The sequence below is a fragment of the Stenotrophomonas geniculata genome, from assembly GCF_034508895.1.
GTDB lineage: Bacteria > Pseudomonadota > Gammaproteobacteria > Xanthomonadales > Xanthomonadaceae > Stenotrophomonas > Stenotrophomonas geniculata.
Genome location: NZ_CP140571.1, coordinates 210,258 through 235,846, shown reverse-complemented (window position 1 = coordinate 235,846; position 25,589 = coordinate 210,258). Strand labels below are relative to the sequence as shown.

Genomic DNA, 25,589 nt, shown 5'->3' with positions numbered 1-25,589 from the left:
TGTGTTTCCCCGTTGGAGAGAAGTATCCGCTTGCGCCCTGGGTTTGAAAAACGGATAGTTTTGACAGCCATCATCGAAAAATCCGAATGCTCAAGCTCAGCCTCGACGCCCTGCAGATCCTGGATGCCATCGACCGCCGTGGCTCCTTTGCCGGCGCCGGCAAGGCCCTGCACAAGGTGCCCTCGACCATCTCCTACACCGTGGCCAAGCTGGAGGAGGATCTGGGCGTACAGCTGTTCGACCGGGTCGGCCCGCGTGCCGAGCCGACCGAGGCCGGCCGCGCGCTGCTGGACGAGGGCCGGCATCTGCTGCGCGCGGCGCGCGAGCTGGAGCTTCGGGTGCGCCGGGTGGCGTCGGGCTGGGAGACCGAGCTGACCCTGGCGGTGGATTCAGTGTTCCCGACCTGGCTGCTTGGACCGGACATCGCCGCGTTTCGTGAGGCGGAGGCGCCAACCCGGTTGCGGCTGATCGGCGAGGCGCTGTCCGGCACCTGGGAGGCCCTGCTGGACCGCCGCGCCGACCTGCTGGTCGGTGCACCGGGCGAGGGCCCCAGTGGCGGTGGTTACGTGGTCGAGCCGCTGGGCACGGTGGAGTTCGTGTTCGCGGTCGCACCCGAACATCCATTGGCTGCAGTACCGGGCGTGCTCGGGCGCGAGCAGCTGGTCGAGCACTGCGCGATCGCGGTCTCCGATTCGGCGCGACGGCTGCTGCCGCGCACGGTGGGCCTGTTGATGGGGCAGGAGATGCTGACGGTGCCTGACATGGCCAGCAAGCTGAAACTGCAGTGCGAAGGCGTGGGCTTCGGTTTCCTGCCCGAGCCGTGCGCGCGCGCCGCGGTCGCGCGCGGCCAGCTGGTGATCCGTGAGGTGGAGGAGCACAAGCCGGAAGAAACCTTCTGGCTGGCCTGGCGCACCGGCGAGGACGGCGCCGCGTTGCGCTGGTGGCGCGAGCGCCTGCGCAGGCCGGAGCTGCTGTCGCAGTGGTGGCAGGCAATGGCCAGGGGGTAGGGGTTTGGCAGGGCTGCGCCCTGCACCCGCCGAAGCAACAGCTATGGCCGAAGCAACAGCAACAGCAACAGCTGGTTTCCTGAGGGATGGCGGGGTGGGTCCGGTTGCGGGAGACGCCGTAAACCCGTCCATGGGGGCTTGGCCGCGGCATCCATGCCGCGGACACTCCCGCAACCGGACCCACCCCGCCTTCGACAGAGTCCCGCTGCTGTTGGTAGGTGTCGACCTTGGTCGACACGGTAGATCCACGCCATGCGTGGATGCTCTTCGATCAATTATCGAAATACTCGAACTCGATGGAGATTCATCCACGCATGGCGTGGATCCATCAGATCGCGGAAGTCTGTCAGAGGTGGGGCGGCATGGGCAGGCAGGACCGTTGGCGGCATGGATGCCGCCATCGAGCCCCCATGGATGGGTTTACGGCGTGTCCTGCCTGTCCATTCCGCCCCGCCAACCCACGGAACACCAGCTGTTGCTGTTGCTGTTGCCGTTGCCTCGGCTTGAAGCATCTGCAGGTGCAGGGCGCAGCCCTGCCGAAAAACACACATAAAAAAACAGCAGGCCGAGGCCTGCTGTTTCGGTGTAATGGTGCGCCCGGAGAGATTCGAACTCCCGACCGCCTGGTTCGTAGCCAGGTACTCTATCCAACTGAGCTACGGGCGCCAATTACATAAACTTGTTGTGCTGACTGTGTATGGTGCGCCCGGAGAGATTCGAACTCCCGACCGCCTGGTTCGTAGCCAGGTACTCTATCCAACTGAGCTACGGGCGCGCGGTACACAATCAAATTTTAAAACATTTCCAGCGGCGGATGCTGAAAACCTGTCGAGTGGTGCGCCCGGAGAGATTCGAACTCCCGACCGCCTGGTTCGTAGCCAGGTACTCTATCCAACTGAGCTACGGGCGCCCTGCGACAGGAGCGGAATTATGCGGATGTCGGCGCGAACCGTCAACAGTTTTGTGAAAATTTTCATCCAACTGAATGAAAAAGCTGTCAGCCACGGCGTCCGGCGCCTTCAGCCACGCGAAATGATCGGCGCGTGTGCCCAGTTCCTGCGCGGACAGCACGCGCAGCTGCGCGTCCACATTCGGCAGCTTCGCCAGCAGCGTCTGCATCGATCCGGTGGGGGCCAACCAGTCGTGCTCCATCAGCACCGCCTGTGCGCTGCCATGCACGCGCGCCATCTGCGCATCGAGGTCTTCGTCCATGCCGGACGCGGCGTAGTGGTTGTTCAGGCCCACGCGCGCCCAGTCGGCAATCAGCCCGCGCGCTTCGGTGCCACCAAAGCCGAGGCGACGACCATGCAGGACGCCCTGGCGCCGCGCGATCCACGGCAGGAAGCGGTAGACCAGTGGCAGCAGCCAGCCACGCGGTGGCGGGAACCCGCGCCAGAACGGTGAGCCACTGGCGGCCAGCCATAGCCGGTTGAAGTAGTGCGGGTTGCGGCCGGCATGCACGCAAGCCAGCTGCCCACCGAGACTGTGTCCACCGATGATCCAGGGCAGGGCGCCGGCGTCGTCATCCGCTGTGGCCAGGACCGCCTGGCTGGTTGGCAGATCCTGTTCGAGTACCTCGCGATAGCCCCAGTCCTGCGTGCGCGACGGGCGCAGTGAACTGCTGCCGTTGCCGCGCCACTCGTGCAGGTAGACCGCCACGCCCTTCGCCGCCAGCGCCAATGCCAGTGGCAGGTAGTGGCGCGCGGCCACGCCCAGTGCCGGCAGCCACAGCAGGCGCGCGACGGAATGTGCAGGCACGCAGGCGATCACTTCGTAGCGATGGCCGTCGTTGCACTGCACGGCGAGGATGCGTGGCGTCAGGCTCATGCGTGCGGTGCCGCGCCGAAATGGTCGAGCACCAGCACTTCGCTGCGGCCCGGCGCATAGCCTTGCTGCAGCCCACGTGCAACGTAGTCGATGCCGGCTTCGCAGGCATTGGCCAGGCTCAGGCCATTGCACAGCTGCGCAGCAATGGCCGAAGCCAACGTGCAGCCGGTACCGTGCGCGTCCAGTGGCAGGCGCGCATGGATGAATTCTTCGCTGCTGACGCCGTCGAAATAGCGGTCGATCACGCGATTGCCTTCCTGCAGGTGACCGCCCTTGAGCAGCACTGCGCCCGCACCGAGGTCGAGCAGGGCTGAGGCGGCCTGTTCTGCGTCTTCGCCGTTGCTGATCTTCCGGCCGACCAGCAGTTCTGCTTCCGGCGTATTGGGGGTGATCAGCGTGGCCAGCGGGATCAGGCGCTCACGCATGGCCTGCAATGCGCTGTCTTCCAGCAGGCGTGCGCCGCTGGTGGCGACCATCACCGGGTCCAGCACCACGTGGGGCGGACGATGCTTCTCCAGTGCGTCGGCGACGGCATGGATCACTTCGGCGTTGGCCAGCATGCCGAGCTTCACCGCGTGGACGTCGAAGTCGTCGAAGCAGGCGTCCAGCTGCGCGCGCAGGAAGTCGATTGGTGGCACGTGCACGGCGGTCACGCCGCGGGTGTTCTGTGCGGTCAGCGCGGCGATCGCCGAAAGGCCGTGCACACGATGCGCGGCGAAGGCCTTCAGGTCGGCCTGGATGCCGGCGCCGCCGCCGGAGTCGGAGCCGGCGATGGTGAGGGCGGAAACGGGAGTGGTCGGGCTCATCAGGCGATTGTGCCGTGGTCCTGCAGGGGAAGGTAGATCCACGCCATGCGTGGATGCCTTTGATCCGCTAGGCGGGGTCAGATCCCATTTCCGCAGGAAAAGGGATCTGACCCCCAGAGCGCGACCCTCAGTGCCGCCAGCGCGCCCACTGCTGGTACAGCACATAGCCCAGCCCGGTCAGGCCGGTCAGCAGGGCGGGGGCGAGCAGGGCGTCGTACTGCCAGCGCATGAACAGCCAGGCGCCGATGATGCCGCCGGCGAGGAAGCCGCTGATGATCAGGCCGCTGAGGGTCAGGCGTCGTACCTGCAGCGGCAGCCCACGCAGCAGGTGGCCCAGGCCGATGCCGAGGTCGGTGAACATGCCGCTGAGGTGGGTGGTGCGTACCACCGCGCCACTGAAGGTGGTGGCCATCGCGTTCTGCAGGCCGCAGGCCATGGCGGCGGCCAGTGCGCCCCAGATCTGGTGCTGTTCGAACAGCGGAATGGCCACCAGCAGCAGCGCCGATTCCAGTGCCAGGGCCACGCCGTAGCGACGGCCCAGCTGCAGGGTGCTGTCCTGGATCAACAGGCCGCTGAGCATCGCGCCCAGCGAGAACGCGATCAGCAGTCCCCACAGGTGGCCGACCGCGCGCCAGTCACCCTGGGCCAGCGCCATGCCCAACTGGCTGGTGCTGCCGGTCATGTGGCTGACGGCCTGGTGTTCGAAACCGAGGAAGCCGACGACATTCACCATGCCGGCCACGCACGACAGCGCGACCGCGCCGATCCAGACCCAGGTGGGCAGGCGAATTCCCATCGGCGGGGCCCCTCAGGGCCCGCCGAAGCCGCCGTTGAACTGCAGCTCGCTGAAGGTGTTGCTGGCCGGGTCGAACACTGCGCCCCAGAACTGCGTGCCGCCGTCACAGACGCGGATCGCTTCCCGTGCCGGATTGATGCCGCTGTCGTCGGGCAGGTGGAAGGCGTTGATGTAGATCAGCCGCTTGCCGGCGCTTTCGATGCCGACGTACTGGCGGTCGAAGTCCAGCACCTTCGGTACCTGTGCCTCCAGCGATGACAGCCGCGCTTCCAGCTGGTCGACCTGCTGCCGGCTGGGCGCCCAATAGCCGCTGACCCGCCCGGCCTCGCGGCCGGGGCTGGGTCGCGAACAGGTGTCGAGCACCTGCGCGGCGATGATCGGGCGGGTGACCACCCAGGACTGGCCGGTACGTTCGGCGGTCGGCACGCTGGCCGGGCCGCGCGTGGTGGTGCAGGCGCCGAGCACGGCTGCGAGGGTGATCGCAGCCGCGGGCAGCAGCAGGCGGGTGCCGCGGTTCACAACACCTCCGAAGCGTAATCGGCCAGGCGCGAACGCTCGCCACGGCGCAGGGTGATGTGTGCACTATGCGGCCAGTTCTTGAAGCGATCCACCGCGTAGGTCAGGCCCGAAGTGGTTTCGGTCAGGTACGGGGTGTCGATCTGCTCGACGTTGCCCAGGCAGACGATCTTGGTGCCGGGGCCGGCACGGGTGATCAGCGTCTTCATCTGCTTCGGGGTGAGGTTCTGCGCCTCGTCCAGGATCAGGTAGCGCGACAGGAAGGTGCGGCCGCGCATGAAGTTCATCGAGCGGATCTTGATGCGGCTGGCGAGCAGGTCGTTGGTGGCCTGGCGGCCCCAGGTGCCGCCTTCCTGGTTGTGCGTGAGCACTTCCAGGTTGTCGGTCAGCGCGCCCATCCACGGCGTCATCTTTTCTTCTTCGGTGCCGGGCAGGAAGCCGATGTCCTCGCCGACGCTGACCGTGGCGCGGGTCATGATGATCTCGCGGTAGCGCTGCTGGTCCATGGTCTGGGCCAGGCCGGCGGCCAGCGCCAGCAGGGTCTTGCCGGTACCGGCGGTACCCAGCAGGGTGACGAAGTCGATCTCCGGGTCCATCAGTGCGTTCAGTGCGAAATTCTGCTCGCGGTTGCGCGCACTGATGCCCCACACGGCGTGGCTGCCGTGGCGGAAATCATCGACCAGCGACAGCACCACCTTGCCATCGCCGACCACGCGGCTGACGCGCAGTTCGACCTCGTCTTCGCCGGGCAGGTAGACGTACTGGTTCGGGTACCATTCCTCGCCGTCCTGCGCGAGGATTTCGTAATGGGTACGGCCCTTGTCGCTCCAGCTGCGCAGGTCGTCGCCGTGGCGCTTCCAGAAGTCTTCCGGCAGCTCGGTGGCGCCGGTGTAGAGCAGGCTGAAATCGTCCAGCGCGCGGTCGTTCTCGTAGTCCTCGGACACGATGCCGGCGATGGCGGCCTTGATCCGCAGGTTGATGTCCTTGGAAACGAACACCACCGGCAGATCCGGCGTCTCTTCCTTCAGGGCCAGGATCGCGCCGAGGATGGCATTGTCGGGAATGACCTTGCCAAAGCTCTTGCCCGCGTCGAAATGACTGGTCTGGAAGCGCAGCTTGCCGGCGCTCTGCTTGCCGCGCAGCTGCAGGCCGTTGGGGCGCTGCAGCGGAATGCCGTCGGCCAGGTTGTCCAGGCCGGATTCCTGCACCAGTTCGTTGAGGAAGCGGCTCACCTGGCGGGCATTGCGGCTTGCCTCGGAGGTGCCCTTCTTGCCGTTGTCCAGCTCTTCGATCACCTGCATGGGCAGGTAGACGTCGTGCTCCTCGAATTTGAACAGCGCGGTGGGATCGTGCATCAGCACGTTGGTATCCAGCACGTAGATGCGCTTGCCTCGGGTCATCGTCGATTCCTGGTTACGGACAGGGAAAAACCACCACGGCCTGCTGCGGGGCAGGGTGATGGCAGACACAGTAGGCAGTGGGACTCACTTGGACTGGGAGGCCTTCAGTTCGGCGAGAACGGCATCGGCATGGCCGGCAACCTTGACCTTGCGCCAGGACTGCACGATGCGGCTGTCGGGGGAAATCAGGAAGGTGCTGCGTTCGATGCCACGTACCTGCTTGCCGTACATGTTCTTCATCTTGATCACGTCGAAGGCGCTGCACAGCGCTTCGTCGCCATCGCTGACCAGCGGAAAGTTGAAGCCCTGCTTGGCACAGAAGTTGTCGTGCGACTTCACCGAGTCGCGCGAGACACCGAGTACCACCGCGCCTGCCTTCCTGAACTTCGGCAGCAGCGCGTTGAAGTCGATGCCTTCGGTGGTGCAGCCGGGGGTGCTGTCCTTGGGATAGAAGTACAGCACCAGCCAGTGGCCGGCGTAGTCGCCGAGAGTGGCCTGTTCGCCACCGGACAGCGCCAGCGGCAGGGAGAGGGTGGTGCTGTCCAGGGTATCGCCGTTGTTCATGAGGTCCTTCTGTCGAGCCTGGGTTCTTTCTACGACAATTGCATGAAACGCCACGCGCCCGTGAGAGGCGCGCGAAAAATCCGCACTTCCGATCAGAATTTCATCGGGTCCATGATCGCGTCCAGGTTCAGGTGGTCGCAGAACTCGAGGAAATCGTCGCGCAGCGCGGCGATGTGCATGTTGGCCGGCACGCCGATGGTGACCTGCGCGCTGAACATTTCCGCACCGGTCTGCATGGCGCGGTAGCGCGTGCTCTGCAGGTTCTCGATGGTGATGCCCTGGCGGTCGAAGAAATCGGCCAGCTGGAACAGGATGCCCGGCTTGTCGGCGGCGATCACCTCGACGATGTACGGCAGCAGGTTGGACTGCGCCTGCTTGGCGGCGGTGCGGTACCAGACCAGCTTCAGGCCTTCCTCGCGCTCGAGCCGGGTCAGCATCGCTTCCAGCTTGGCCACCGAGTCCCACGAGCCGGTGGCCAGGGCGGTGACCGAGACATCACGGCCGACCGTGGCCAGACGTGCGTCCACCAGGTTGCAGCCGCTGTCGGCGATGCGGCGGGTGACGGACAGCAGGGGGGACTCCGGATGCGTCGTATAGGCGTTGATCAGGAGGTGGTTTTCGCTCGGCGCGGGGCGCGGGGTGGTGTCGGTCAAGGCGATTCCGGGTAATGCATGCGTTAGTCTGAATGCCCGCCAGAGGCGGGGATCCACCGGTGTCCAGCATACTTGCCCGTGCTTTCGCGCCGCAAGTAACATTCAGGTCGCCCCCGGCCTTTCGTGGCGGGCGTTTTCCCTTCCCAGCCAAGAGCAGCACGTCCTTGTCCCTTTCCGGCCTCATCACCGCGCTGGCGACCCCGTTCCGGGCCGACGGCGCCCTCGATCCCGACGGTTGGCAGCGCCTGCTGCACCTGCAACTGGAAGGTGGCGTCCATGGCGTTGTCGTTGCCGGCTCGACCGGTGAAGCAGCAACCCTCACCGATGCCGAGTACGACCTGCTGCTGGCCAGCGCGGTCGAGCGCATCGGCGGCCGCATCCCGGTCATGGCCGGTACCGGCCTTTCGGGCACCGCCAAGACCATCGAACAGACCCGCCGTGCCGCCGCGCTCGGCGCCAGCCATGCGCTGGTGGTCACCCCGCCTTACGTGCGGCCGACCCAGGCCGGCCTGATCGCGCACTACCGCGCGGTGGCCGACCAGGGCGGGCTGCCGGTCGTGCTGTACAACGTGCCCGGCCGTACCGGCTGCGACATGCAGCCGGAGACCGTGGCCGAGCTGGCCAGCCATCCCAATATCGTTGGCATCAAGGAAGCGGTGGGTGACACCGGCCGGGTGCAGGCGCTGCTGGCCCTGCGCAGCCCGAAGTTCGCGGTGCTCAGTGGCGACGACGGTACCGCCGCGCGTTCGATCCGGGCCGGCATCGATGGCCTGATCTCGGTCGGTTCCAACGTTCTGCCGGGCGCCTATCGCCGGATGTGCGAGCTGGCCGCCGCGCACGACCACGAAGCTACCGAGTCCTGGGATGCGCGCCTGCAGCCGTTCCATGATTTCTGTGGCGTCGAACCCAACCCGATCCCGGTCAAGGCGCTGCTGCGCCGCATCGGCATCGGTCACGACCTGCGCCTGCCGCTGCTGCCGCTGTCGGCAGCGCATCATCCGGCCGCCGACCATCTTGCCGGCGACATCGCCGCCCTCGAAGCCCTTTCCAGCCACTGACCTTCCGTCTTGGTCTGACCCAGGAGATTCACATGCGTCAATCCGTATCCACCGTCCGCGTGCTGTCCTACGCCCTGCTTGCGGTGGCCGTTGCCGCCGGTACCACCGGCTGCTTCAAGCGTGGCGTCAAGGGCGACTACGCCCTGGCCCCGGAAATGCGTCCGCTGGAAGTGCCGCCGGACCTGAACCTGCCGACCACCACCGGTGACAACAAGGTGCCGACGCTGGCATCGGCGACCAAGCCGGCCGCGCCTGCGGCTGCGGCCCCGGCCGTGGGCAACACCGGTTTCACCATCGCCGGTGGCAAGGACGAGGCTTTCGCCAAGGTCGGCACCGCGCTGGAAGGCGTGGAAGGTGTGACCATTGCCAGCCGCGCGCAGCTGCTTGGCTCGTATGACGTGGCCTACGAAGGCAGCAACTTCCTGGTCCGCGTGGTCGCCGTCGATGCTGGCGCCTACATCTCCGCGGTCGACCCGCGTGGCCTGCCGGCCACCGCCGAAGCGCCGGTGAAGCTGATCGCTGCGCTGAAGGCGAAGCTGGCGCAGTAAGGGCTGGTCGGGTGGGGGCGGGCCTTGGTCCGCACCCGCTCTGGTGGAGGCCGACCTTGGTCGGCGCTTCTGTGCCAACCAAGGTTGGCACCTGCCGGATCGCAAGGTTGGCATACCGGATCTTGCGGTTGGCGTTTACCGGAAAACAGAAAAGGGCGCCCGTGGGCGCCCTTTTCGTTGCCGCTGTGGGCGCTTCTCAGCGCTCCAGCAGCTTCAGCTTGTCCGGCTTGCCGTCCCATTCGCCGGCATCGGCGGGCGGGTCCTTGCGCACGGTCAGCACCGGCCACTCCTTCGCCAGCTCGGCGTTGAGGGCCACGAAACTTTCCTGGCCGGCAGGAACATCGTCCTCCGGGAAGATCGCGTTGACCGGGCATTCCGGTTCGCAGAGGGTGCAGTCGATGCACTCATCCGGGTCGATCACCAGGAAGTTGGGGCCTTCGTGGAAGCAATCCACGGGGCACACTTCCACGCAATCGGTGTGTTTGCACTTGATGCAGTTTTCGGTGACGACAAAGGGCATGGGCTGGGGGTGGATCGATTCCTGAACCCGCCAATTCTAGAACAGGTTGGCCCCCGGTGTCGGTGCGGGGCGGAAATCGGGCGTCTGGCAGGCGCGGCCGTGGCGGTCATTGGCGGCAGGGCGAGGCCTGTGCGACGCTGCGGGTCAGCCGGCTGCGTCGGATGGCCGGACCCCTTCCCAGCAGGATCGCCCATGTCTCCAGCCCAGCCCAACATCGCCTCCCATGGCGGTGAGAACACTGCATTCATCGTCCTGATCAGCTGCGTGGCCACCCTGGGTGGATTCCTGTTCGGCTTCGACAGTGGTGTCATCAATGGCACGGTCGATGGCCTGCGCCAGGCCTTCAACTCCAGCGAGGCGGCGCTCGGTTTCGAAGTCGCCTCGATGCTGCTGGGCTGCGCGATCGGTGCCTTCCTGGCCGGCTGGCTGGGAGATCGCCTGGGCCGTCGTGGCGTGCTGATCGCCTCGGCGCTGATGTTCCTGGTTTCGGCGCTGGGTGCCGGTGCCGCACACGCCTCCTGGTTGTTCATTGCCGCACGCGTGCTCGGCGGCTTCGCGGTGGGCGCGGCCAGTGTGATGTCGCCGGCCTACATTGCCGAGGTGGCTTCGGCGCGCTATCGCGGGCGTTTGGCCACGGTGCAGCAGATGGCGATCATCTGCGGCCTGTTCGCCGCCTTCCTCAGCAATTACCTGCTGGCCCGTGCCGCTGGGGCGTCGACCGAGCCGCTATGGCTGGGCCATGAGGCCTGGCGCTGGATGTTCTGGATGCAGGCGCTGCCGTCGGGGCTGTTCCTGCTGTTGTTGCTGGTGATTCCGGAAAGCCCGCGCTTTCTGGTCGTGAAGGGGCGTCAGCAGCAGGCGAGGGCGGTACTGTCGCGGCTGTACGGCGAGGTCGCTGCGGCGGCCAAGCAGGCCGAGATCGAAGCCAGCCTGGCGCAGGACCAGCACAAGCCGCGCTTTGCCGACCTGCGCGACACGGTCAGCGGCAAGCTGCGCCCGATCCTCTGGGTGGGCATCGGCCTGGCCATGTTCCAGCAGCTGGTCGGCATCAACGTGGTGTTCTATTACGGCGCGGTGCTGTGGCAGGCGGTGGGCTTCTCGGAAAGCGATGCGCTGCTGATCAACGTGCTGTCCGGCGCGCTGAGCATCGGCGCCTGTCTGCTGACGGTGCTGTTGATCGACCGCATCGGGCGCAAGCCGCTGCTGTGGATCGGTTCGGTCGGCATGTCGGTGGCGCTGGTGCTGATGGTGGTTGCCTTCGCCAGTGGCAGCCTGGCCGACGGTCGCCTGCAGTTGTCCGACGGCATGGGCCGACTGGCGCTGGTGGCAGCCAACGTCTACGTGGTGTTCTTCAACATGTCCTGGGGCCCGGTGATGTGGGTGATGCTGGGCGAGATGTTCCCCAATCAGATCCGTGGTCCGGCGCTGGCGGTGGCCGGCGCCGCGCAATGGACCTCGAACTTCGCGATCACCGTGACCTTCCCGATGCTGCTGGCCGGCATCGGCCTGGCCGGCGCCTACGGCATCTATACGGTGGCGGCCATCCTCTCGATCGTCTTCGTGGTCCGCTACGTGCGCGAGACCAAGGGCAAGGAGCTGGAGCAGATGGAAGGCTGACGGCGACTGGCTTCGGTTGCATTCCGTTGGCGTCTGCCTGTCCAGAGTGTGAGGGGGCAGGCCGCCCTCTCCAGGACACGCAAAAGCCCATCCATGGTGCTCGATGGCGCCATCCATGGCGCCAACGGTCCTGGAGAGGGCGGCCCGCCCCCTCCTGACAGTTTCATGGTGCGTGCGGATGCGGCGAAGTGCTGGTCGGTTGTTGCCGCAGCTCGCGGGAAACCGTCCAGAGTCGGTGGGGTCACCCAGGGCAGGACCGTTGGCGCCAAGGATGGCGCCATCGAGCCCCCATGGATGGGTTCACGGCGTGTCCTGCCCTGGGTGAACCCACCGGCTCAAGTCGATAGCAGGGAGGCGCTACTGCGACCAAGCCGATCGATGCCATCACAACCCCGGAAAACAGAAAAGCCCGCACAAGGCGGGCTTTTTCGGTTCCTGCTGCGGCGACTGGCGCTCCCTAGGGGACTCGAACCCCTGTTTTAGCCTTGAGAGGGCCACGTCCTAACCACTAGACGAAGGGAGCGTAACTGTGTCGCTGCCGAGGCAGGAGCGCTAGTATATGCACCTCGATGCCATTGGGCAATCCCGAAACTTCAACCGGAAGCGCCAACATCATTTCCTCTGCTACATCACCGTTCAGCCTGCGCGTCATCCCGCGCGACCAGCACACGATCTCCCGCAAGGACATCAGCCCGAACGCCCTGCGCGTGCTTTATCGCCTGCGCGATGCCGGCTTCGGCGCCTACCTTGTCGGCGGCGCGGTGCGTGACCTGCTGGTCAATGGCCAACCCAAGGATTTCGACGTGGCCACCGATGCCACGCCCGAACAGGTCAAGCAGCTGTTCCGCAACTGCCGCCTGATCGGTCGTCGGTTCCGCCTCGCCCACGTCGTGTTCGGCCGCGAGATCATCGAAGTCGCCACCTTCCGTGCCAACAGCGATGACGGCAGCGGCGACCGCGAGATGGAAAACGGCATGCTCGTACGCGACAACGTGTACGGCACCATCGAAGACGACGCCATCCGCCGCGACTTCACCTGCAACGCCCTGTACTACGCCATCGAGGACTTCTCGGTGCGTGATTACACCGGCGGCTTCGAAGACGTCCAGGCGCGCCTGATGAAACTGATCGGCGACCCCGAGCAGCGTTATCGCGAAGACCCGGTGCGCATGCTGCGTGCGGTGCGCCTGGCGGCCAAGCTCGGCTTCCAGATTGAAGAGGGCACCGCCGCGCCGATCCCGCACCTGGCTGGCCTGCTCAACGAAGCCGCACCGGCACGCCTGTTCGAGGAGGTGCTCAAGCTGTTCCTGTCCGGGCACGGCGTGGCCAGCTTCGAAGGCCTTGAGCGTTACGGCCTGCTCGACGTGCTGTTCCCGGAAAGCGCCAAGGCATTGAAGTCCAACCGCACCGGTGCGCTGCGCCGCATGCTGGTCGAGGGCCTGGCCAACACCGATGCGCGCGTGGCCAACGACGAGCCGGTCTCGCCGGCGTTCCTGTTCGCGCTGCTGCTGTGGCCGGCGTTCTGCCGCGCGCAGGCGACCCTGCTCAAGCAGGGCGTGGCACCTGAGGAGGCACAGCGCCGTGCTGCCGACCGTGTGACCGTGCAGCAGCTGAGCACCATCGCATTGCCGCGCCGCTTTTCGCTGCCGATGCAGGAAATCTGGCTGCTGCAGTCGCGCTTCAGTTCGCGCCAGCGCAAGCGCGTGTTCCGTACCCTGACCCACCCGCGCTTCCGCGCCGCGTTCGATTTCCTCAGCCTGCGCCAGGTCGCTTCGTCCGAGCATGCAGTGGATGTCGAGTTCTGGCGCGAAGCACAGGCGCAGTCCGGTCGCGAGCTGGAGTCGTCGCTGGATGCGATGCACAGTGAAGACGGCGATGACGAGAGCGGGGCACCGCGCAAGCGCCGCCGTCGGCGTCGACGTCCCGGTGCTGCTGCGGCGGGCGAGTAAGCGATGACCCTGGCCTGGATCGGCCTCGGCGCCAACCTTGGCGACGCGGCCGCGACCGTGGGCGCGGCGATTGCCGCGCTGAACGGCCTGCCAGGAACGCGCCTGCGACAGGCCTCGCGGCTCTATGCAACCCCGGCCTGGGGCAATGAAGACCAGCCGCCGTTCGTCAACGCGGTGGCCTCGGTCGAAACCACATTGCCGGCCGATGAGCTGCTGCAGGCGATGCTGGCGCTGGAGCGGGGCTTTGGCCGCGTGCGCGATCCGGCGGTGCACTGGGGGCCGCGCGCACTGGACCTGGACCTGCTGCTGTATGGCGCGCAGGTGCTCGACCATCCCGGCCTGCAGGTACCGCATCCCTACATGCACGAGCGTGCCTTCGTGCTGGTGCCGCTGGCCGAAATCGCGCCGGATCTGGCCATTCCCGGCCATGGCCGCGTGCAGGATGCAGTGATGCGGGTGGATGCCTGCGGGATCGCGCCGATAGGGTGATAATGCCCAGGTTATCTCCCCCGGTTATCAGCACATGAGCACCCACGCAGACAGCAAGCCCTGGACCGTTCCCGCCCTGGCCGAGGCCAAGCGCAATGGCCAGAAGCTGGTCATGTTGACCGCCTACGACGCCGGCTTTGCCCGTACCTTCGATGCCAATGGCGTCGACCTGATCCTGATCGGCGATTCGCTGGGCATGGTCGTGCAGGGCCATGATTCGACCCTGCCGGTGACCGTGGCCGACATGGTCTACCACACCCGCGCCGTGGCCCGCGTGCTGCAGCGTGCGCTGCTGGTGGCCGACCTGCCGTTCGGTGCCGATGCCACCCCGGAACGCGCGCTGGATGCATCGCTGCAGCTGCTGCAGGCCGGTGCCGAGATGGTCAAGATCGAAGGTGCCGGCTTCAAGGTCGACATCATCCGTTACCTGGTCGAGCGTGAGATTCCGGTCTGCGCTCACCTGGGCCTGACCCCGCAGTCGGTGCTGCGCCTGGGCGGCTTCAAGATCCAGGGCCGTGGCGATGCCGCGCGCCAGCTGGTGAAAGATGCCAGGGCCGTGGCCGCTGCCGGCGCCAGCATCATGGTGCTCGAATGCGTGCCGACCCCGGTCGCCGCCGAAGTGACCGCGGCGGTGGATGTTCCGACCATCGGCATCGGTGCCGGCCCGCAGTGCGACGGCCAGGTGCTGGTGCTGCACGATTTCCTCGGCCTGGACAGTGGCCATCGCCGTCCCAAGTTCGTCAAGGATTTCCTTGCCGAAGGCGGTTCGGTGGCCGGTGCCACCCGCGCCTATGCCGACGCCGTGCGCGACGGCAGCTTCCCCGACGAACAGCACGCCTACGCCCAATGATCCAGACCTTCAACGAGCTCGGCGCGCTGCGCGAGCAGATCGCCCAGTGGAAGCGCGAGGGCCTGCGCGTGGCGCTGGTGCCGACCATGGGCAACCTGCATGGTGGCCACCATTCGCTGGTGACCCTGGCCCGCCAGTACGCCGACAAGGTGGTGACGAGTATCTTCGTCAACCCGACCCAGTTCGGGCCGAACGAGGACTTCAGCCGTTATCCGCGCACGCCCGAGGCTGACGTGGCCGGGCTGGAGCAGGCCGGCTGCGATGCGGTGTGGCTGCCCAGCGTCGAGGCGATGTATCCGCTGGGCGTGGACAAGACCACGCAGATGCACGCGCCGGGTGTCAGTGAAGTGCTGGAAGGCGCCAGCCGCCCGGGCCACTTCGACGGCGTGTGCACGGTGGTGGCGCGCCTGTTCCTGCAGGTGCAGCCGGATGTGGCCGTGTTCGGCCGCAAGGATTACCAGCAGCTGGCCGTGATCAGGCAGATGGTGGCCGAGCTGTCGTTCCCGATCCAGATTGTCGGTGCCGAGATCGTGCGCGACGAGGATGGCCTAGCCAAGAGTTCGCGCAACCAGTACCTCAACGCCGAACAGCGACCGGTTGCGACGACCATTCACCGCACGCTGCTGGGCATGCGCGAAGGCTACGTGGCCGGGCACACGCGGGTGCAGATCGAGGCCGACGCCACGGCGGCGCTGCAGGCGGCCGGTTTCCAGGTCGACTACGCCGTGCTGCGCACGCCCGAGCTGGCCGAGCCGACGTTCGACGGCGGCGGCCGCGTGGCGCTGATCGCCGCGCGCCTGGGCACGACGCGCCTGATCGACAACCTGGAGTTCTGAGCCGCACGCGGCTTGGGGGCGCCCGCAACGGGCGCCTCTGCACTTCCCATGGACGGGAGACCGGAAATGAAAGCGCCCAGCACTGATACCGGCCGCCTCGCCCAAGCCTCGATCCTGGCGGTGCTGGCGGCAGGCATGTTGCCGGCCCAGCTGTTTGGCGGCCTGTTGTTCGCGCTCGAATTCAGGCGTACGCCGATGCCTGCGCTCACCGGTGGTGGGCTGATGTTCGTACTGGCCGTCTGCAATGCCATCGCGGTGTTGCTGCCGATGGCGCTGATCCTGCAGTCTCAGCAGCGCCTGCGCCGGGCCGGCTTCGTGCTGGTCGGCTTCGGGCTGGGCGCGCTGGCCATGGCCACCTGCGCCTGGCCGGGGGAAAACCAGGGGCCCTGGCTGCAGCGCCTGCGCTACGTCGATACCTTCGATGTGATCAGCTATGCCTTGCAGGTGCTGGCCGCGGGAGGCTTCGGGCTGGTCGCCGGGCTGGCCTTCCATACGGTGTTCCGGCTGTCTCTGGAAGGCAGTTCCGGGCACGCAGCGCCGCCGCCGCCGGGGGAGGGCACCTGAACAGCCTTCAGCGTCCTGCTGCAGCCCCCTGACGATGGTCAAGCGGGTGCTAGAATCCGCTCTTTCCTTTGCCGTTGCAGCGCCCCCATGCACCTGTCCCTGCTCAAGACCAAGATCCACCGCGCCACCGTCACCCATTCCGAGCTGAACTACGAAGGCTCGATCGCCATCGATGACAACCTGCTGGCTGCCACCGGCATCCGCGAGTTCGAACAGGTGCACATCTGGGACGTGACCAACGGTGCGCGCTTCTCGACCTATGCCATCCGCGCCGAAGCCGGCAGCGGCGTTGTCTCGCTCAACGGTGGCGCCGCGCGCCACGTGCAGGTCGGTGACATCATCATCATCGCCGCGTTCGCCAGCATGACCGAGCAGGAAGCTGACAGCTTCAAGCCGAAGCTGGTGTACGTTGATGGCAAGAACCAGATCACCCACACCAACGACACGATCCCGACCCAGGCCGCATGACAACGAACAACGGATTCGACTCGCTGCATTCCCATGCCCAGCGCCTGAAGGGCGCAAGCATCCCCAGCCTGCTCGCCGCCGAACCCGGCCGCGTGCAGGATCTGGCGCTGCGGGTCGGTCCGTTGTACGTCAACTTCGCCCGGCAGAAATACGATGCCGCGGCGCTGCAGGCATTGCTGGCTTTGGCCGCCGAGCGTGATGTCGGCGGTGCCATCACCCGCCTGTTCCGTGGCGAGCAGGTCAATCTGACCGAAGGTCGCGCCGCGCTGCACACCGCGCTGCGTGGCGATGTGGTCGATGCGCCGGTGGCAGCCGAGGCCTATGCCACCGCGCGCACGATCCGCCAGCGCATGGGCGTGCTGGTGCGCGCGCTGGAAGACAGCGGCGTCACCGACGTGGTCAGCGTCGGCATCGGCGGTTCCGATCTCGGTCCGCGCCTGGTCGCCGATGCGCTGCGCCCGGTCAGCGGTGCGCGACTGCGCGTGCATTTCGTGTCGAACGTGGACGGCGCCGCCATGCAGCGCACGCTGGCTACGCTGGATCCGGCGAAGACCGCCGGCATCCTGATCTCCAAGACCTTCGGCACGCAGGAAACCCTGCTCAACGGCCAGATCCTGCACGACTGGCTGGGGGGCAGCGAGCGCCTGTATGCAGTCAGTGCCAATCCGGAACGTGCCGCCAAGTCCTTTGCCATCGCCGCCGATCGCGTGCTGCCGATGTGGGACTGGGTGGGTGGCCGTTATTCGCTGTGGTCGGCGGTCGGTTTCCCGATCGCGCTGGCGATCGGCTTCGAGCGCTTTGAACAGTTGCTGGAAGGCGCGGCGCAGATGGATGCGCATGCGCTGGATGCACCGCTGGAGCGCAACCTGCCGGTGTTGCACGGCCTGACCGACATCTGGAACCGCAACCTGCTGGGCCATGCCACGCACGCGGTGATGACCTACGACCAGCGCCTGGCGCTGCTGCCGGCCTACCTGCAGCAGCTGGTGATGGAAAGCCTGGGCAAGCGCGTGCAGCGTGACGGCCAACCTGTCACCACCGACACCGTGCCGGTGTGGTGGGGCGGGGCGGGCACCGATGTGCAGCACAGCTTCTTCCAGGCGCTGCACCAGGGCACCAGCATCGTTCCGGCAGATTTCATCGGCTGCGTGCACAACGACGATCCCTACACGATCAATCATCAGGCCTTGCTGGCCAATCTGCTGGCGCAGACTGAAGCACTGGCCAATGGCCAGAGCAGCGACGACCCGCACCGTGATTACCCGGGCGGCCGCCCGAGCACGCTGATCCTGCTCGACGCGCTGACCCCGCAGGCGCTGGGCGCACTGATCGCCATGTACGAACACGCTGTGTACGTGCAGTCGGTGATCTGGAACATCAATGCCTTCGACCAGTTCGGTGTCGAGCTTGGCAAGCAGCTGGCCAGTGGCCTGTTGCCGGCGCTGCAGGGTGAGGATGTGGCGATTGCCGATCCGATGACCCGCGAGATCCTGGCGCAGCTGAAGGGCTGACCCGGCCTGCGGATGTGCCGGCGCCGGCCGGCCATCCCATGCCTCTCCGGTTGCCTTCGATCCGGTCGCGCATGAGTGTCTGCGCGGCCACTCATTCCGTTCTGTTTCCGTGCTGCACATGCCGCGCATCCGCGTGCCTGCCGCAGCGCAGCTTGACTGCGCATCGCGTGCCAATGCAGTGTGCACGGGCGGCTGTACCTGTCATCCAGTATCGCTCGCAGCATGAAGTTGATGCCAGGGACTGGCCGTATCCGAAGGGACGTGGAATCGATCCATGTCCTCAACGCCTCATGTTGTGAATGACAGGAGATTGCGAATGGATCTGAATGACGATGTTGTGTCCGGCTGGCTCAATGGCTCGGACGATGTGGATGGGTGCGCCAACCCTGCGGGTTCGCTGTTCATCTATGGCGCTGGGGCCACCGAGTCCGCGCTCACGTCGGCCTCCGACACCCTGATCACGGGTGGCGGTACCGAATGCACCACCACGATGTCGGTGGTCAATCACTGCCTGTGCTGTTGATGTAGCCCGAGCCGGCACGCAGCGGCTTGCGCTGCGTGCCGGCGACTGGAACAGACTCTGGACACTTTGCAGGGGGCGTAATGACCGCTTCTCCGGCTGCGGCCGCGTTTGCGCGCATCACCGAACATTTCCTTGCCGAGGCGCGCGCCGCGTTGGCGGCTGGCCTGCGTGACCCCGCCATCGATCTGCGGCCGGACGAGCGCGCGCTCCTGCATGAGCAGGGCGATGCGGCGCTTCGTGAACATGCCCAGCTCAAGCTCAACCGCGTGCTGTTGCTGGAACTGCATGCGGCCGCGCGCGGTGGTGACATCGGCCCGCTTGAGGGCGCCGGTGCGCTGGACGAATTCGTGGCCCTCGCCACCGGCGAGGGCTTCCATGAGCATCTGCAGCGACGCTACCCGGTGCTGCTGCCGCGGCTGTCGCGCATGCTCGAAGGACAATGTGCGGCCGTGGTGGAGCTGGCCGCGCGCATCGGCCGTGATCGTGCGCTGCTGACGGACCTGCTCGGCAGTCCGGCAGGATCGCTGCGTGCGGTGTCGCTGGGGCGCGGTGACCTGCACGGTGGCGGACGGACCGTGGCGCGGTTGCAGTTCGACGGCGGTACGCTGATGTACAAGCCGCGCTCGCTGCGTATCGATGCCACGCTTGATGGCCTGCTTGCCGCCGTCTTCGGCGAGGGCCCTGGCCGGGTACGCGTGCCGCACGTGGTGGATCGTGGCAGCCACGGCTGGGCCGCATTTGCCGCGCACCGCTATTGCTCCGGTGACGAGGAGCTGCGGGCCTATTACCGCGGTCTCGGCCACTGGCTGGCCATCCTGCGCCTGGTGGGCGGGACCGACATCCACCTGGAGAACCTGATCGCGGTCGGGCCGGTGCCGGTGGTGGTCGACGCCGAAAGCGTGTTCTCGCAGGTCATCGACGTCGAACCCTCCGGTCTGGGCGATGCCTACGACACGGCCGTCAAGCTGATGCGCAATTCGGTGCTGCGGACCGGTATCGTGCCGTTCCGCACCACCGGCCTCGGCATGGAAGGCGTGGACCTGTCCGCCGCCGGCGCACTGCCGGGCGAGCAGCCGCGCGTGCAGGTGCCGGTGATCATCGAAGACGGGACGGCGCCGGCGCGGCTGGGCCTGGTCGAGGCAGAGGTCGCCATCGCACAGAACCATCCAAGCCCGCAGCCGGATGTTTCGTTGTACTGGGACCACATCAGCGAGGGCTTCATCGACGCCAGTGGGCGCCTGCGCGCGCTCGATGCCAAGGGCGAACTGATGCCACTCCTGGTGGCTTTCGAAGGCTGTCAGGTGCGCGACGTGCGGCGGCCGACAATGGCCTACGCAGAGCTCGGGCGGATGCTCTGGCATCCAGCCTCGCTGCACAACGAAGCCCAGGCGGTTGAACGCGCGATCGATCTGCTGGTGCGCAATGCGGCGGTGTCGCCGGCTGCGCCATCGGACCTGGACACCGTCCGCGGCGAAGTGGATGACCTGCGCCACGGCGATATTCCGATTTTCACCTCGCAGCTGGATGCGGCCCGTATCCGCGCCATCGCCGACAACTGGCGTGCGATGCGCATCGACCTGGAAGACGTGACCATCCGCAGCACGCTGGTGGCCACCGATCTGAACCAGCATGCGCTGGCCCGCGCCGAGGCCCGGTCGGGCTACAGCTACGCGGCGCGGCAACCGCGCGCGGACGATCTGGATCAGCGCCGACGTACGCTGGCGGCACGTGCGGTGGAGAATCTTCTGCGGCTTGCCGTGCATGGTGAAGACGGTTCGATGACCTGGATCACGCCCGAGGTGACGCGTACCGGGTGGACGGTTCAGCCCGTGCAGCCTGACCTGTACTTCGGGCTGGGAGGCATCGCTTTCGCGCTGGCCGCCTACCGTCGCGAAGTGGAGCAGGGGCGCGCCGACGCCGTGGCGGGGCTGGATCCGGCCATCGAGGGCGCCATCGCGGTGTTCCAGACCATGTGCGAACGGCATCCCGCCGAGATTGATGGCGGATTCGTCGGTACGGGTTCCCAGATCTGGACACTGCTGGCACTGCACGATCTGCTGCAGCGGCCAGCCTTGCTGGCGTTGGCCGAGCACTGCGCGGACGCGGCGGAACGCCGCGGCTTCCAGGGGCCGGTGAAATTCGAACTCATTGATGGCGTGTCGGGCATGATCCTGCCGTTGCTGGCGCTCGCCGAGGCCACCGGCAATACGCGGTGGCTGGCATTGGCGGCTGCAGCGGGGCGCCGCATGCAGGATGCGGCGATCGTCGATGCCGACGGCGCACGCTGGCCGACGCCACAGTTCCGCGAGCCGATCGGTGGCTTCGGCCACGGTGCGATGGGCATGGGCTGGGCGCTGGCACGGCTGGCGCGTTCGGATGCCGGCAGCGTGCCTGAGCGCGCGGCCTGGCGGCAGTTGGCCGAAGGAGCGTTTGCGTTCCAGGCGGCGCTGTTCGAACCGCATACCGGGCACTGGCGCGACATCCATCTCCAGGACGGGCAGAAGAACTTCCCGACCTGGTGTCATGGCAGTGTCGGCATCGGTCTGGCCGCTGCGGATCTGTACGCCCGTACCGGCGATCCGGCGCAGTTGCGCGACATGCGCCGCGCGGTTGCCGATACGCGTGGCAAATGGGGGTTCAGCCACACCCTGTGCCACGGCGATGTGTCCACCCGGGAGCTGCTGGTGCTGGCGGCTGCGCTGGATCCGGAGGGATGTCCCTATCCGCAGGATGAGGCGGCCATCGAGATCGTTTCTTCAATCGAGGAGCACCAGGGCATGGTCGGCGGACTGACCCGCGCGGCCTTCACTCCGGGCCTGATGATCGGCCTGGCAGGTGCGATCTATGGTTTCCTGCGCATGCATCCGGCCTGCGCGCTGCCGTCGCCGTTGCTGCAGGAGACGACAGTGGCCCGGGTCGATGCACCGGCATCGCGTTCCAGTACCGCGCAGGACCGAGCGGTGCTGGCCGAGGTCTGAGCCGGACGGGGCCGCGATCAACGGCTGGGATCGCGTTCCGGGCTCGGTCGCTTGGCCAGCTTGCGCTGCAGCGAACGCCGGTGCATGCCGAGCAGGCGTGCGGCCGCCGATACGTTGCCACCGGTCTCGTGCATCGCCTGCTGGATGTGTTCCCACTGCAGGCGGCTGATCGGCGTCATCGCGTCCGGCACTTCCATTTCGCCATCGTCGGCCGGGCCGTCATCTTCCTCGCCGAGGGCGCGCAGGATCATCGGCACCGTGGCCGGCTTAGGCAGGTAGTCGTCGGCGCCGAGCTTGATCGCCTCCACGGCGGTGGCGATGCTGGCGTAGCCGGTCACCAGCAGGATGCGCATGTCCGCGCGCAGCGCGCGCAGTGGTTGGATCAGTGCCAGGCCGGAATCGCTGCCCAGCTTCAGGTCGATCAGCGCGAACGCCGGCGGATGCTGGCGGGCCAGTGCCAGTGCACTGGCGGCGTCCTGCGCGGTCTGGGTTTCCAGCCCCTTGCGGGCCAGGCTGCGCTGCAGGGTACGCAGGTACAGCTCGTCGTCGTCGACCAGCAGGCCCAGGGTGGAGTGGTGAAGGCTCATGGGGTGTCCTCGCGTGGGGCCAGCGGCAGGCGGAAGCCGACGCGGCTGCCGGCCCCCTGGGCCGGGCGCATCCACATCTCGCCGTCGAGGCGTTCGATGGTGGCATGGGACAGGGCCAGGCCGACGCCCAAGCCCTCGCTTTTGCTGCTGCCGAACAGCTTGCCCGGCAGCACCGCGGCGCGGGCGTCGAAGCCGTGGCCGTAGTCGCGGACTTCGCCGATCAGGTCGTCGCCTTCGATGCGCAGGTCCAGGTCCACGCGCGGCCGGCCGGCCTGTTCGCCGGCATCAGCGGCATTGTTGAGCAGGACCATCAGCAGATGGCCCACGCCCGGGTCGAGTGGCAGCCGCAGCGGCGCATCGTCGTTGCGGTGCAGGTCGATGGTCGGCCGCACCAGGCGCCACTGTTCCAGTACCTGCTGCGCGCTGGAGTGGCTGCGCCCCGGTGCATCGGCCGAGGCCGGTGCGGCCAGCGCCAGCACGCGCTCACGGCACTGCACCAGCAGCTCGCGCAGGGTTTCCATGTCTTCGCGGACTTCGGGCTCTTCGCTGCGCTCGGCGACGTCATCGGCGAGCAGGGTCATGGTCGCCAGCGGCGTGTTCAGTTCATGTGCCACCGAGGCGGCATGGGTGGCCAGGGCGACGATGCCCTCGTTGCGGGCGAAGCGTTCGCGCAGCGCCGACAGTTCCAGTTCGCGCTGGCGCAGCGCCAGCGCCAGGCGGGTGGAGAAGGCCAGCACCACTGCGGCGGAAATCAGGAAATTGGCGACCACGCCCCAGCGGTTGAGGTCCTGCGCACGGAAATAGCCATCCGGCAGCGATTGGCCGAAGATGCCGCTGGCGGCGTAGCCGAGCAGGCAGGCCAGCGCGACCGCCAGCGCCCAGCGCAGGGGCAGGGCGAAGGCGGCCAGTGCGATCAGGATCAGGAACAGTGAACTGAACGGGTTGGCCATGCCACCGCTCCAGCCCACCATCCAGGTCAGGATGATTACGTCCACCAGGATGTGGCCGAATGCGGTCAGCGGCGCGGTGTCGGCCGCTTCCGGGCGCAGCTGGGTATAGACGTTGAACAGGGTCAGCACGGCCACGCCGGCCCACAGCGGCAGCTGCGGCAACGGCAGGCCCAGCACCCAGGTGGCGACCAGGATGGTGGCGGCCTGGCCACCTACGGCAAGCCAGCGCAGGCTGCATAGGGTTCGGAGAAACGGGGCGTCGGGACCGGTCATTCACGCTCATCCTATGCGTTCACGCGTGACCGTGCCTGCGACAATCGGCCGCAGCCGTGCCGCCGGCTGAATGCGAGTCACCCGGAATGCGGGAGCGGGCGGTAGAATGCGCCCATGCACGACGCCGTCACCCGCCCGACTCCCCCCTCCGATGCCACCTCCTGGCCCCGCCGCCAGACCCATGCCGTGCAGATCGGCGGGGTCACCGTAGGTGGAGGCAAGCCGGTGGTGGTGCAGTCGATGACCAACACCGACACGTCTGACGTGGCCTCCAGCGTGAAGCAGGTGGCCGAGCTGTGGCGTGCCGGTTCGGAAATGGTGCGTTTGACCGTCAACACCGTTGAAGCCGCTGCGGCGATCCCGCGCATCGTCGACAAGCTGGCGATGATGGGCATCGACGTGCCGCTGATCGGTGACTTCCATTACAACGGCCACCAGTTGCTGACCGCCGAACCGGCGTGTGCCGAAGCGCTGGCCAAGTACCGCATCAACCCGGGCAACGTCGGCTTCGGCAAAAAAAAGGACCTGCAGTTCGCCCAGCTGATCGAGTTCGCGATCCGCTACAACAAGCCGGTGCGCATCGGCGCCAACTGGGGCTCGCTGGACCAGGCCCTGGCGGCGAAGCTGATGGACGAGAACAACCTGCGCGAACAGCCCTGGGACGCCGGTCGCGTGCTGCGCGAGGCGCTGATCCGCTCGGCGCTGGATTCGGCCGAGCAGGCAGTGGAACTCGGCCTGCCGCGCGACCGCATCGTGCTGTCGGCCAAGGTCAGCGGCGTGCAGGAACTGATCGCGGTGTATCGCGACCTGGCCCAGCGCTCGGACTTCGCCCTGCACCTGGGCCTGACCGAGGCCGGCATCGGCAGCAAGGGCATCGTCGCCTCGTCCGCGGCGCTGAGCGTGCTGCTGCAGGAAGGCATCGGAGACACCATCCGCATCTCGCTGACCCCGGAACCGGGCCAGTCGCGCACGCAGGAAGTGATCGTCGCCCAGGAACTGCTGCAGACCACCGGCCAGCGTGCCTTCACGCCGCTGGTCACGGCCTGCCCGGGCTGCGGCCGCACCACCTCCGAGTTCTTCCAGGAGCTGGCCAAGGTGGTGCAGAACCACGTGCGCGAGAAGATGCCGCTGTGGAAGATCCACCACCCGGGGGCGGAGAACATGACCCTGGCGGTGATGGGCTGCATCGTCAACGGGCCGGGTGAGTCGCGCCATGCCAACATCGGCATCTCGCTGCCGGGCACGGGTGAAACGCCTGCAGCGCCGGTGTTCGTCGATGGCGAGAAGAAGGTGACCCTGCGTGGCGACAACATCGCCCAGGAGTTCGTCGCCCTGATCGACGATTACGTCGAACACAAGTATGTCCGAAGCGCCGGATAAGCCTGCGATCCTCGCTGCACCGGAGTCCGCCTCCGGCTTCCGCCACTGGATGGCGCGCAACGCCTGGCGCCTGGTCCTGCTGTTCGGCGGTGTGTTGCTGCCGCTGGCCGGCTTCGTCGCCCTGGCTGACGAGGTGCACGAGTTTGAATCGTTCCATTTCGACGCGCCGCTGCTGTGGCAGATGCATGGCCTGCATTCGCCGCTGCTGGACCGCTTCTTCGTGCTCATCTCCAAACTGGGCTACGAATGGTTCCTGATCCCGGCCGACGTGCTGATCATCGGCGCGCTCCTGGGCTACCGGCGTTGGCGCGAGGCCACCTTCGTGGCGGTCAGCTTCGTCGGCTCGGCGCTGCTGAACATGGGCAGCAAGCACTTCTTCCAGCGCCAGCGCCCCAGCCTGTGGGAATCGATCGCGCCGGAATCGACGTTCAGCTTCCCCAGCGGCCACGCGATGGGCTCGATGACCCTGGCGGTGACCCTGGTACTGCTGGCCTGGAACACCCGCTGGCGCTGGCCGGTGCTGCTGCTGGCGCCGGCATTCAGCCTGCTGGTCAGCGTGTCCCGGGTCTATCTGGGGGTGCATTACCCCTCCGATATCCTGGCCGGATGGTGTGCCGCGCTGGTTTGGGTGATAGGGTGCTATCTGGTCATGTTCAGTCGCCGGCACCCTTGGCGACGTCACGGCCCGCCGCCAGCGAAGGCCAGCGAAGCATCATCACAGGGGGATTGACGTGGATGGCCCTTGAGGGACGTCTACGTGATAGATCAGTTGTTTCGTTGCAGCAGGTTCTGCAAGACAGGGGGCAAGCACAACGCGCGGTACTGTGATGCGCAAGGCAGATTGCCGGGGTCGCATTCCGAACGCGCTTGCAGGGGTATCGGCACCCCACCTAGCTTGACCTGCAATGGCCGCATTCGA

General features: G+C 66.9%; 25 protein-coding genes and 4 tRNA genes. 15 read left to right on the top strand and 14 right to left on the bottom strand.

What is annotated here, in order from left to right; genetic code table 11:
- Window positions 1–86 precede the first annotated feature (86 nt).
- Entirely contained in the window at window positions 87–1,007 is a 921-nt protein-coding gene (locus RI032_RS01130) for a LysR family transcriptional regulator (protein WP_049455349.1), read from the top strand.
- A gap of 589 nt (window positions 1,008–1,596) precedes the next feature.
- Here the strand turns inward: RI032_RS01130 and RI032_RS01125 are convergent.
- The 10 genes from RI032_RS01125 to RI032_RS01080 form a co-directional block, all read right to left on the bottom strand.
- Window positions 1,597–1,673, bottom strand: a tRNA-Arg gene (locus tag RI032_RS01125).
- A 32-nt stretch (window positions 1,674–1,705) separates the two neighbouring features.
- A tRNA-Arg gene (locus tag RI032_RS01120) sits at window positions 1,706–1,782 on the bottom strand.
- Window positions 1,783–1,840: 58 nt separating this feature from the next.
- Window positions 1,841–1,917 (bottom strand) — tRNA-Arg (locus RI032_RS01115).
- Entirely contained in the window at window positions 1,908–2,834 is a 927-nt protein-coding gene (locus tag RI032_RS01110; RefSeq protein ID WP_197601687.1) for an alpha/beta hydrolase family protein, read from the bottom strand. The genes RI032_RS01115 and RI032_RS01110 overlap by 10 nt, the downstream gene beginning before the upstream one ends.
- Window positions 2,831–3,640, bottom strand: coding sequence for a bifunctional hydroxymethylpyrimidine kinase/phosphomethylpyrimidine kinase (gene thiD / locus RI032_RS01105; protein ID WP_322547723.1), 810 nt, complete (start codon window positions 3,638–3,640; stop codon window positions 2,831–2,833). The genes RI032_RS01110 and thiD overlap by 4 nt, the downstream gene beginning before the upstream one ends.
- Window positions 3,641–3,767: 127 nt before the next feature.
- Window positions 3,768–4,436, bottom strand: coding sequence for a YoaK family protein (locus tag RI032_RS01100; protein ID WP_010484284.1), 669 nt, complete (start codon window positions 4,434–4,436; stop codon window positions 3,768–3,770).
- A gap of 12 nt (window positions 4,437–4,448) precedes the next feature.
- Window positions 4,449–4,955 (bottom strand): hypothetical protein, encoded by a 507-nt coding sequence (locus RI032_RS01095; protein WP_159360013.1) that lies wholly within the window; start codon window positions 4,953–4,955, stop codon window positions 4,449–4,451.
- Window positions 4,952–6,352, bottom strand: a complete 1,401-nt coding sequence (locus tag RI032_RS01090; RefSeq protein ID WP_010484287.1) for a PhoH family protein — start codon at window positions 6,350–6,352, stop codon at window positions 4,952–4,954. Before RI032_RS01090 ends, RI032_RS01095 begins: the two co-directional genes overlap by 4 nt.
- An 84-nt stretch (window positions 6,353–6,436) precedes the next feature.
- A complete protein-coding gene (locus RI032_RS01085; protein ID WP_010484289.1) occupies window positions 6,437–6,916 on the bottom strand; it encodes a peroxiredoxin in 480 nt (159 codons plus the stop codon).
- 92 nt (window positions 6,917–7,008) lie between these two features.
- On the bottom strand, window positions 7,009–7,569 hold the full coding sequence (locus RI032_RS01080) for a glycine cleavage system transcriptional repressor (protein ID WP_005409051.1): 561 nt from the start codon (window positions 7,567–7,569) through the stop codon (window positions 7,009–7,011).
- Between the two features lie 164 nt (window positions 7,570–7,733).
- Here RI032_RS01080 and dapA point away from each other — a divergent pair, with 164 nt between their 5' ends.
- Both dapA and RI032_RS01070 read left to right on the top strand, forming a co-directional pair.
- A complete protein-coding gene (gene dapA / locus RI032_RS01075) occupies window positions 7,734–8,627 on the top strand; it encodes a 4-hydroxy-tetrahydrodipicolinate synthase (RefSeq protein WP_043403360.1) in 894 nt (297 codons plus the stop codon).
- A 32-nt stretch (window positions 8,628–8,659) separates the two neighbouring features.
- Complete coding sequence (locus tag RI032_RS01070; RefSeq protein ID WP_010484296.1) at window positions 8,660–9,175, top strand: hypothetical protein; 516 nt, start codon at window positions 8,660–8,662, stop codon at window positions 9,173–9,175.
- 196 nt (window positions 9,176–9,371) lie between these two features.
- On the opposite strand, the gene fdxA is transcribed toward RI032_RS01070, so the two are convergent.
- Entirely contained in the window at window positions 9,372–9,695 is a 324-nt protein-coding gene (fdxA, locus tag RI032_RS01065; protein ID WP_004153066.1) for a ferredoxin FdxA, read from the bottom strand.
- Between the two features lie 192 nt (window positions 9,696–9,887).
- Between fdxA and RI032_RS01060 the strand changes: the two genes are divergently transcribed.
- A complete protein-coding gene (locus tag RI032_RS01060) occupies window positions 9,888–11,312 on the top strand; it encodes a sugar porter family MFS transporter (protein ID WP_043403359.1) in 1,425 nt (474 codons plus the stop codon).
- 448 nt (window positions 11,313–11,760) lie between these two features.
- Here RI032_RS01060 and RI032_RS01055 read toward each other — a convergent pair.
- A tRNA-Glu gene (locus RI032_RS01055) sits at window positions 11,761–11,835 on the bottom strand.
- A 52-nt stretch (window positions 11,836–11,887) separates the two neighbouring features.
- Between RI032_RS01055 and pcnB the strand changes: the two genes are divergently transcribed.
- The 9 genes from pcnB (at window position 11,888) to RI032_RS01010 (ending at window position 21,480) form a co-directional block, all read left to right on the top strand.
- A complete protein-coding gene (pcnB, locus tag RI032_RS01050) occupies window positions 11,888–13,261 on the top strand; it encodes a polynucleotide adenylyltransferase PcnB (RefSeq protein WP_029550838.1) in 1,374 nt (457 codons plus the stop codon).
- 3 nt (window positions 13,262–13,264) lie between these two features.
- A complete protein-coding gene (gene folK, locus RI032_RS01045) occupies window positions 13,265–13,750 on the top strand; it encodes a 2-amino-4-hydroxy-6-hydroxymethyldihydropteridine diphosphokinase (protein WP_057503086.1) in 486 nt (161 codons plus the stop codon).
- 34 nt (window positions 13,751–13,784) lie between these two features.
- A complete protein-coding gene (gene panB / locus RI032_RS01040; RefSeq protein ID WP_322547722.1) occupies window positions 13,785–14,600 on the top strand; it encodes a 3-methyl-2-oxobutanoate hydroxymethyltransferase in 816 nt (271 codons plus the stop codon).
- On the top strand, window positions 14,597–15,436 hold the full coding sequence (panC, locus tag RI032_RS01035; protein ID WP_043402539.1) for a pantoate--beta-alanine ligase: 840 nt from the start codon (window positions 14,597–14,599) through the stop codon (window positions 15,434–15,436). Before panB ends, panC begins: the two co-directional genes overlap by 4 nt.
- Before the next feature lie 66 nt (window positions 15,437–15,502).
- On the top strand, window positions 15,503–16,000 hold the full coding sequence (locus RI032_RS01030; protein WP_049453343.1) for a hypothetical protein: 498 nt from the start codon (window positions 15,503–15,505) through the stop codon (window positions 15,998–16,000).
- A gap of 87 nt (window positions 16,001–16,087) precedes the next feature.
- Window positions 16,088–16,468 carry an aspartate 1-decarboxylase gene (gene panD, locus RI032_RS01025; RefSeq protein ID WP_005409061.1) on the top strand — a complete coding sequence of 127 codons (381 nt, stop codon included), beginning with the start codon at window positions 16,088–16,090 and terminating at the stop codon, window positions 16,466–16,468.
- Entirely contained in the window at window positions 16,465–17,979 is a 1,515-nt protein-coding gene (pgi, locus tag RI032_RS01020; protein WP_164192148.1) for a glucose-6-phosphate isomerase, read from the top strand. The genes panD and pgi overlap by 4 nt, the downstream gene beginning before the upstream one ends.
- A gap of 316 nt (window positions 17,980–18,295) precedes the next feature.
- Window positions 18,296–18,502: a DUF6229 family protein gene (locus tag RI032_RS01015; RefSeq protein ID WP_049400943.1), complete on the top strand. Its 207-nt coding sequence runs from the start codon at window positions 18,296–18,298 to the stop codon at window positions 18,500–18,502.
- A gap of 80 nt (window positions 18,503–18,582) precedes the next feature.
- Window positions 18,583–21,480 carry a type 2 lanthipeptide synthetase LanM family protein gene (locus RI032_RS01010; protein WP_322547721.1) on the top strand — a complete coding sequence of 966 codons (2,898 nt, stop codon included), beginning with the start codon at window positions 18,583–18,585 and terminating at the stop codon, window positions 21,478–21,480.
- Between the two features lie 17 nt (window positions 21,481–21,497).
- Here the strand turns inward: RI032_RS01010 and RI032_RS01005 are convergent, their stop codons facing one another.
- Both RI032_RS01005 and RI032_RS01000 read right to left on the bottom strand, forming a co-directional pair.
- Window positions 21,498–22,067 carry a response regulator transcription factor gene (locus RI032_RS01005; RefSeq protein WP_012510702.1) on the bottom strand — a complete coding sequence of 190 codons (570 nt, stop codon included), beginning with the start codon at window positions 22,065–22,067 and terminating at the stop codon, window positions 21,498–21,500.
- Complete coding sequence (locus tag RI032_RS01000) at window positions 22,064–23,290, bottom strand: ATP-binding protein (RefSeq protein ID WP_322547720.1); 1,227 nt, start codon at window positions 23,288–23,290, stop codon at window positions 22,064–22,066. Before RI032_RS01000 ends, RI032_RS01005 begins: the two co-directional genes overlap by 4 nt.
- Before the next feature lie 114 nt (window positions 23,291–23,404).
- Here RI032_RS01000 and ispG point away from each other — a divergent pair, with 114 nt between their 5' ends.
- Together ispG and RI032_RS00990 are read left to right on the top strand one after the other, a co-directional pair.
- Window positions 23,405–24,670: a flavodoxin-dependent (E)-4-hydroxy-3-methylbut-2-enyl-diphosphate synthase gene (ispG, locus tag RI032_RS00995; protein WP_014036794.1), complete on the top strand. Its 1,266-nt coding sequence runs from the start codon at window positions 23,405–23,407 to the stop codon at window positions 24,668–24,670.
- Window positions 24,651–25,400 (top strand): phosphatase PAP2 family protein, encoded by a 750-nt coding sequence (locus RI032_RS00990; RefSeq protein WP_071305406.1) that lies wholly within the window; start codon window positions 24,651–24,653, stop codon window positions 25,398–25,400. Before ispG ends, RI032_RS00990 begins: the two co-directional genes overlap by 20 nt.
- The last annotated feature ends 189 nt before the right edge of the window (window positions 25,401–25,589 follow it).

Bases quoted from the DNA above. Each gene is read 5' to 3' on its own strand.
- panD (WP_005409061.1), top strand. From the start codon at position 16,088: ATGCACCTGTCCCTGCTCAAGACCAAGATCCACCGCGCCACCGTCACC.
- RI032_RS01090 (WP_010484287.1), bottom strand. From the start codon at position 6,352: ATGACCCGAGGCAAGCGCATCTACGTGCTGGATACCAACGTGCTGATG.
- fdxA (WP_004153066.1), bottom strand. From the start codon at position 9,695: ATGCCCTTTGTCGTCACCGAAAACTGCATCAAGTGCAAACACACCGAT.
- RI032_RS01010 (WP_322547721.1), top strand. From the start codon at position 18,583: ATGACCGCTTCTCCGGCTGCGGCCGCGTTTGCGCGCATCACCGAACAT.
- ispG (WP_014036794.1), top strand. From the start codon at position 23,405: ATGCACGACGCCGTCACCCGCCCGACTCCCCCCTCCGATGCCACCTCC.
- RI032_RS00990 (WP_071305406.1), top strand. From the start codon at position 24,651: ATGTCCGAAGCGCCGGATAAGCCTGCGATCCTCGCTGCACCGGAGTCC.
- RI032_RS01030 (WP_049453343.1), top strand. From the start codon at position 15,503: ATGAAAGCGCCCAGCACTGATACCGGCCGCCTCGCCCAAGCCTCGATC.
- pgi (WP_164192148.1), top strand. From the start codon at position 16,465: ATGACAACGAACAACGGATTCGACTCGCTGCATTCCCATGCCCAGCGC.
- RI032_RS01130 (WP_049455349.1), top strand. From the start codon at position 87: ATGCTCAAGCTCAGCCTCGACGCCCTGCAGATCCTGGATGCCATCGAC.
- panB (WP_322547722.1), top strand. From the start codon at position 13,785: ATGAGCACCCACGCAGACAGCAAGCCCTGGACCGTTCCCGCCCTGGCC.
- RI032_RS01060 (WP_043403359.1), top strand. From the start codon at position 9,888: ATGTCTCCAGCCCAGCCCAACATCGCCTCCCATGGCGGTGAGAACACT.
- thiD (WP_322547723.1), bottom strand. From the start codon at position 3,640: ATGAGCCCGACCACTCCCGTTTCCGCCCTCACCATCGCCGGCTCCGAC.
- RI032_RS01100 (WP_010484284.1), bottom strand. From the start codon at position 4,436: ATGGGAATTCGCCTGCCCACCTGGGTCTGGATCGGCGCGGTCGCGCTG.
- RI032_RS01110 (WP_197601687.1), bottom strand. From the start codon at position 2,834: ATGAGCCTGACGCCACGCATCCTCGCCGTGCAGTGCAACGACGGCCAT.
- RI032_RS01070 (WP_010484296.1), top strand. From the start codon at position 8,660: ATGCGTCAATCCGTATCCACCGTCCGCGTGCTGTCCTACGCCCTGCTT.
- RI032_RS01085 (WP_010484289.1), bottom strand. From the start codon at position 6,916: ATGAACAACGGCGATACCCTGGACAGCACCACCCTCTCCCTGCCGCTG.
- panC (WP_043402539.1), top strand. From the start codon at position 14,597: ATGATCCAGACCTTCAACGAGCTCGGCGCGCTGCGCGAGCAGATCGCC.
- RI032_RS01015 (WP_049400943.1), top strand. From the start codon at position 18,296: ATGGATCTGAATGACGATGTTGTGTCCGGCTGGCTCAATGGCTCGGAC.
- RI032_RS01005 (WP_012510702.1), bottom strand. From the start codon at position 22,067: ATGAGCCTTCACCACTCCACCCTGGGCCTGCTGGTCGACGACGACGAG.
- folK (WP_057503086.1), top strand. From the start codon at position 13,265: ATGACCCTGGCCTGGATCGGCCTCGGCGCCAACCTTGGCGACGCGGCC.
- RI032_RS01000 (WP_322547720.1), bottom strand. From the start codon at position 23,290: ATGACCGGTCCCGACGCCCCGTTTCTCCGAACCCTATGCAGCCTGCGC.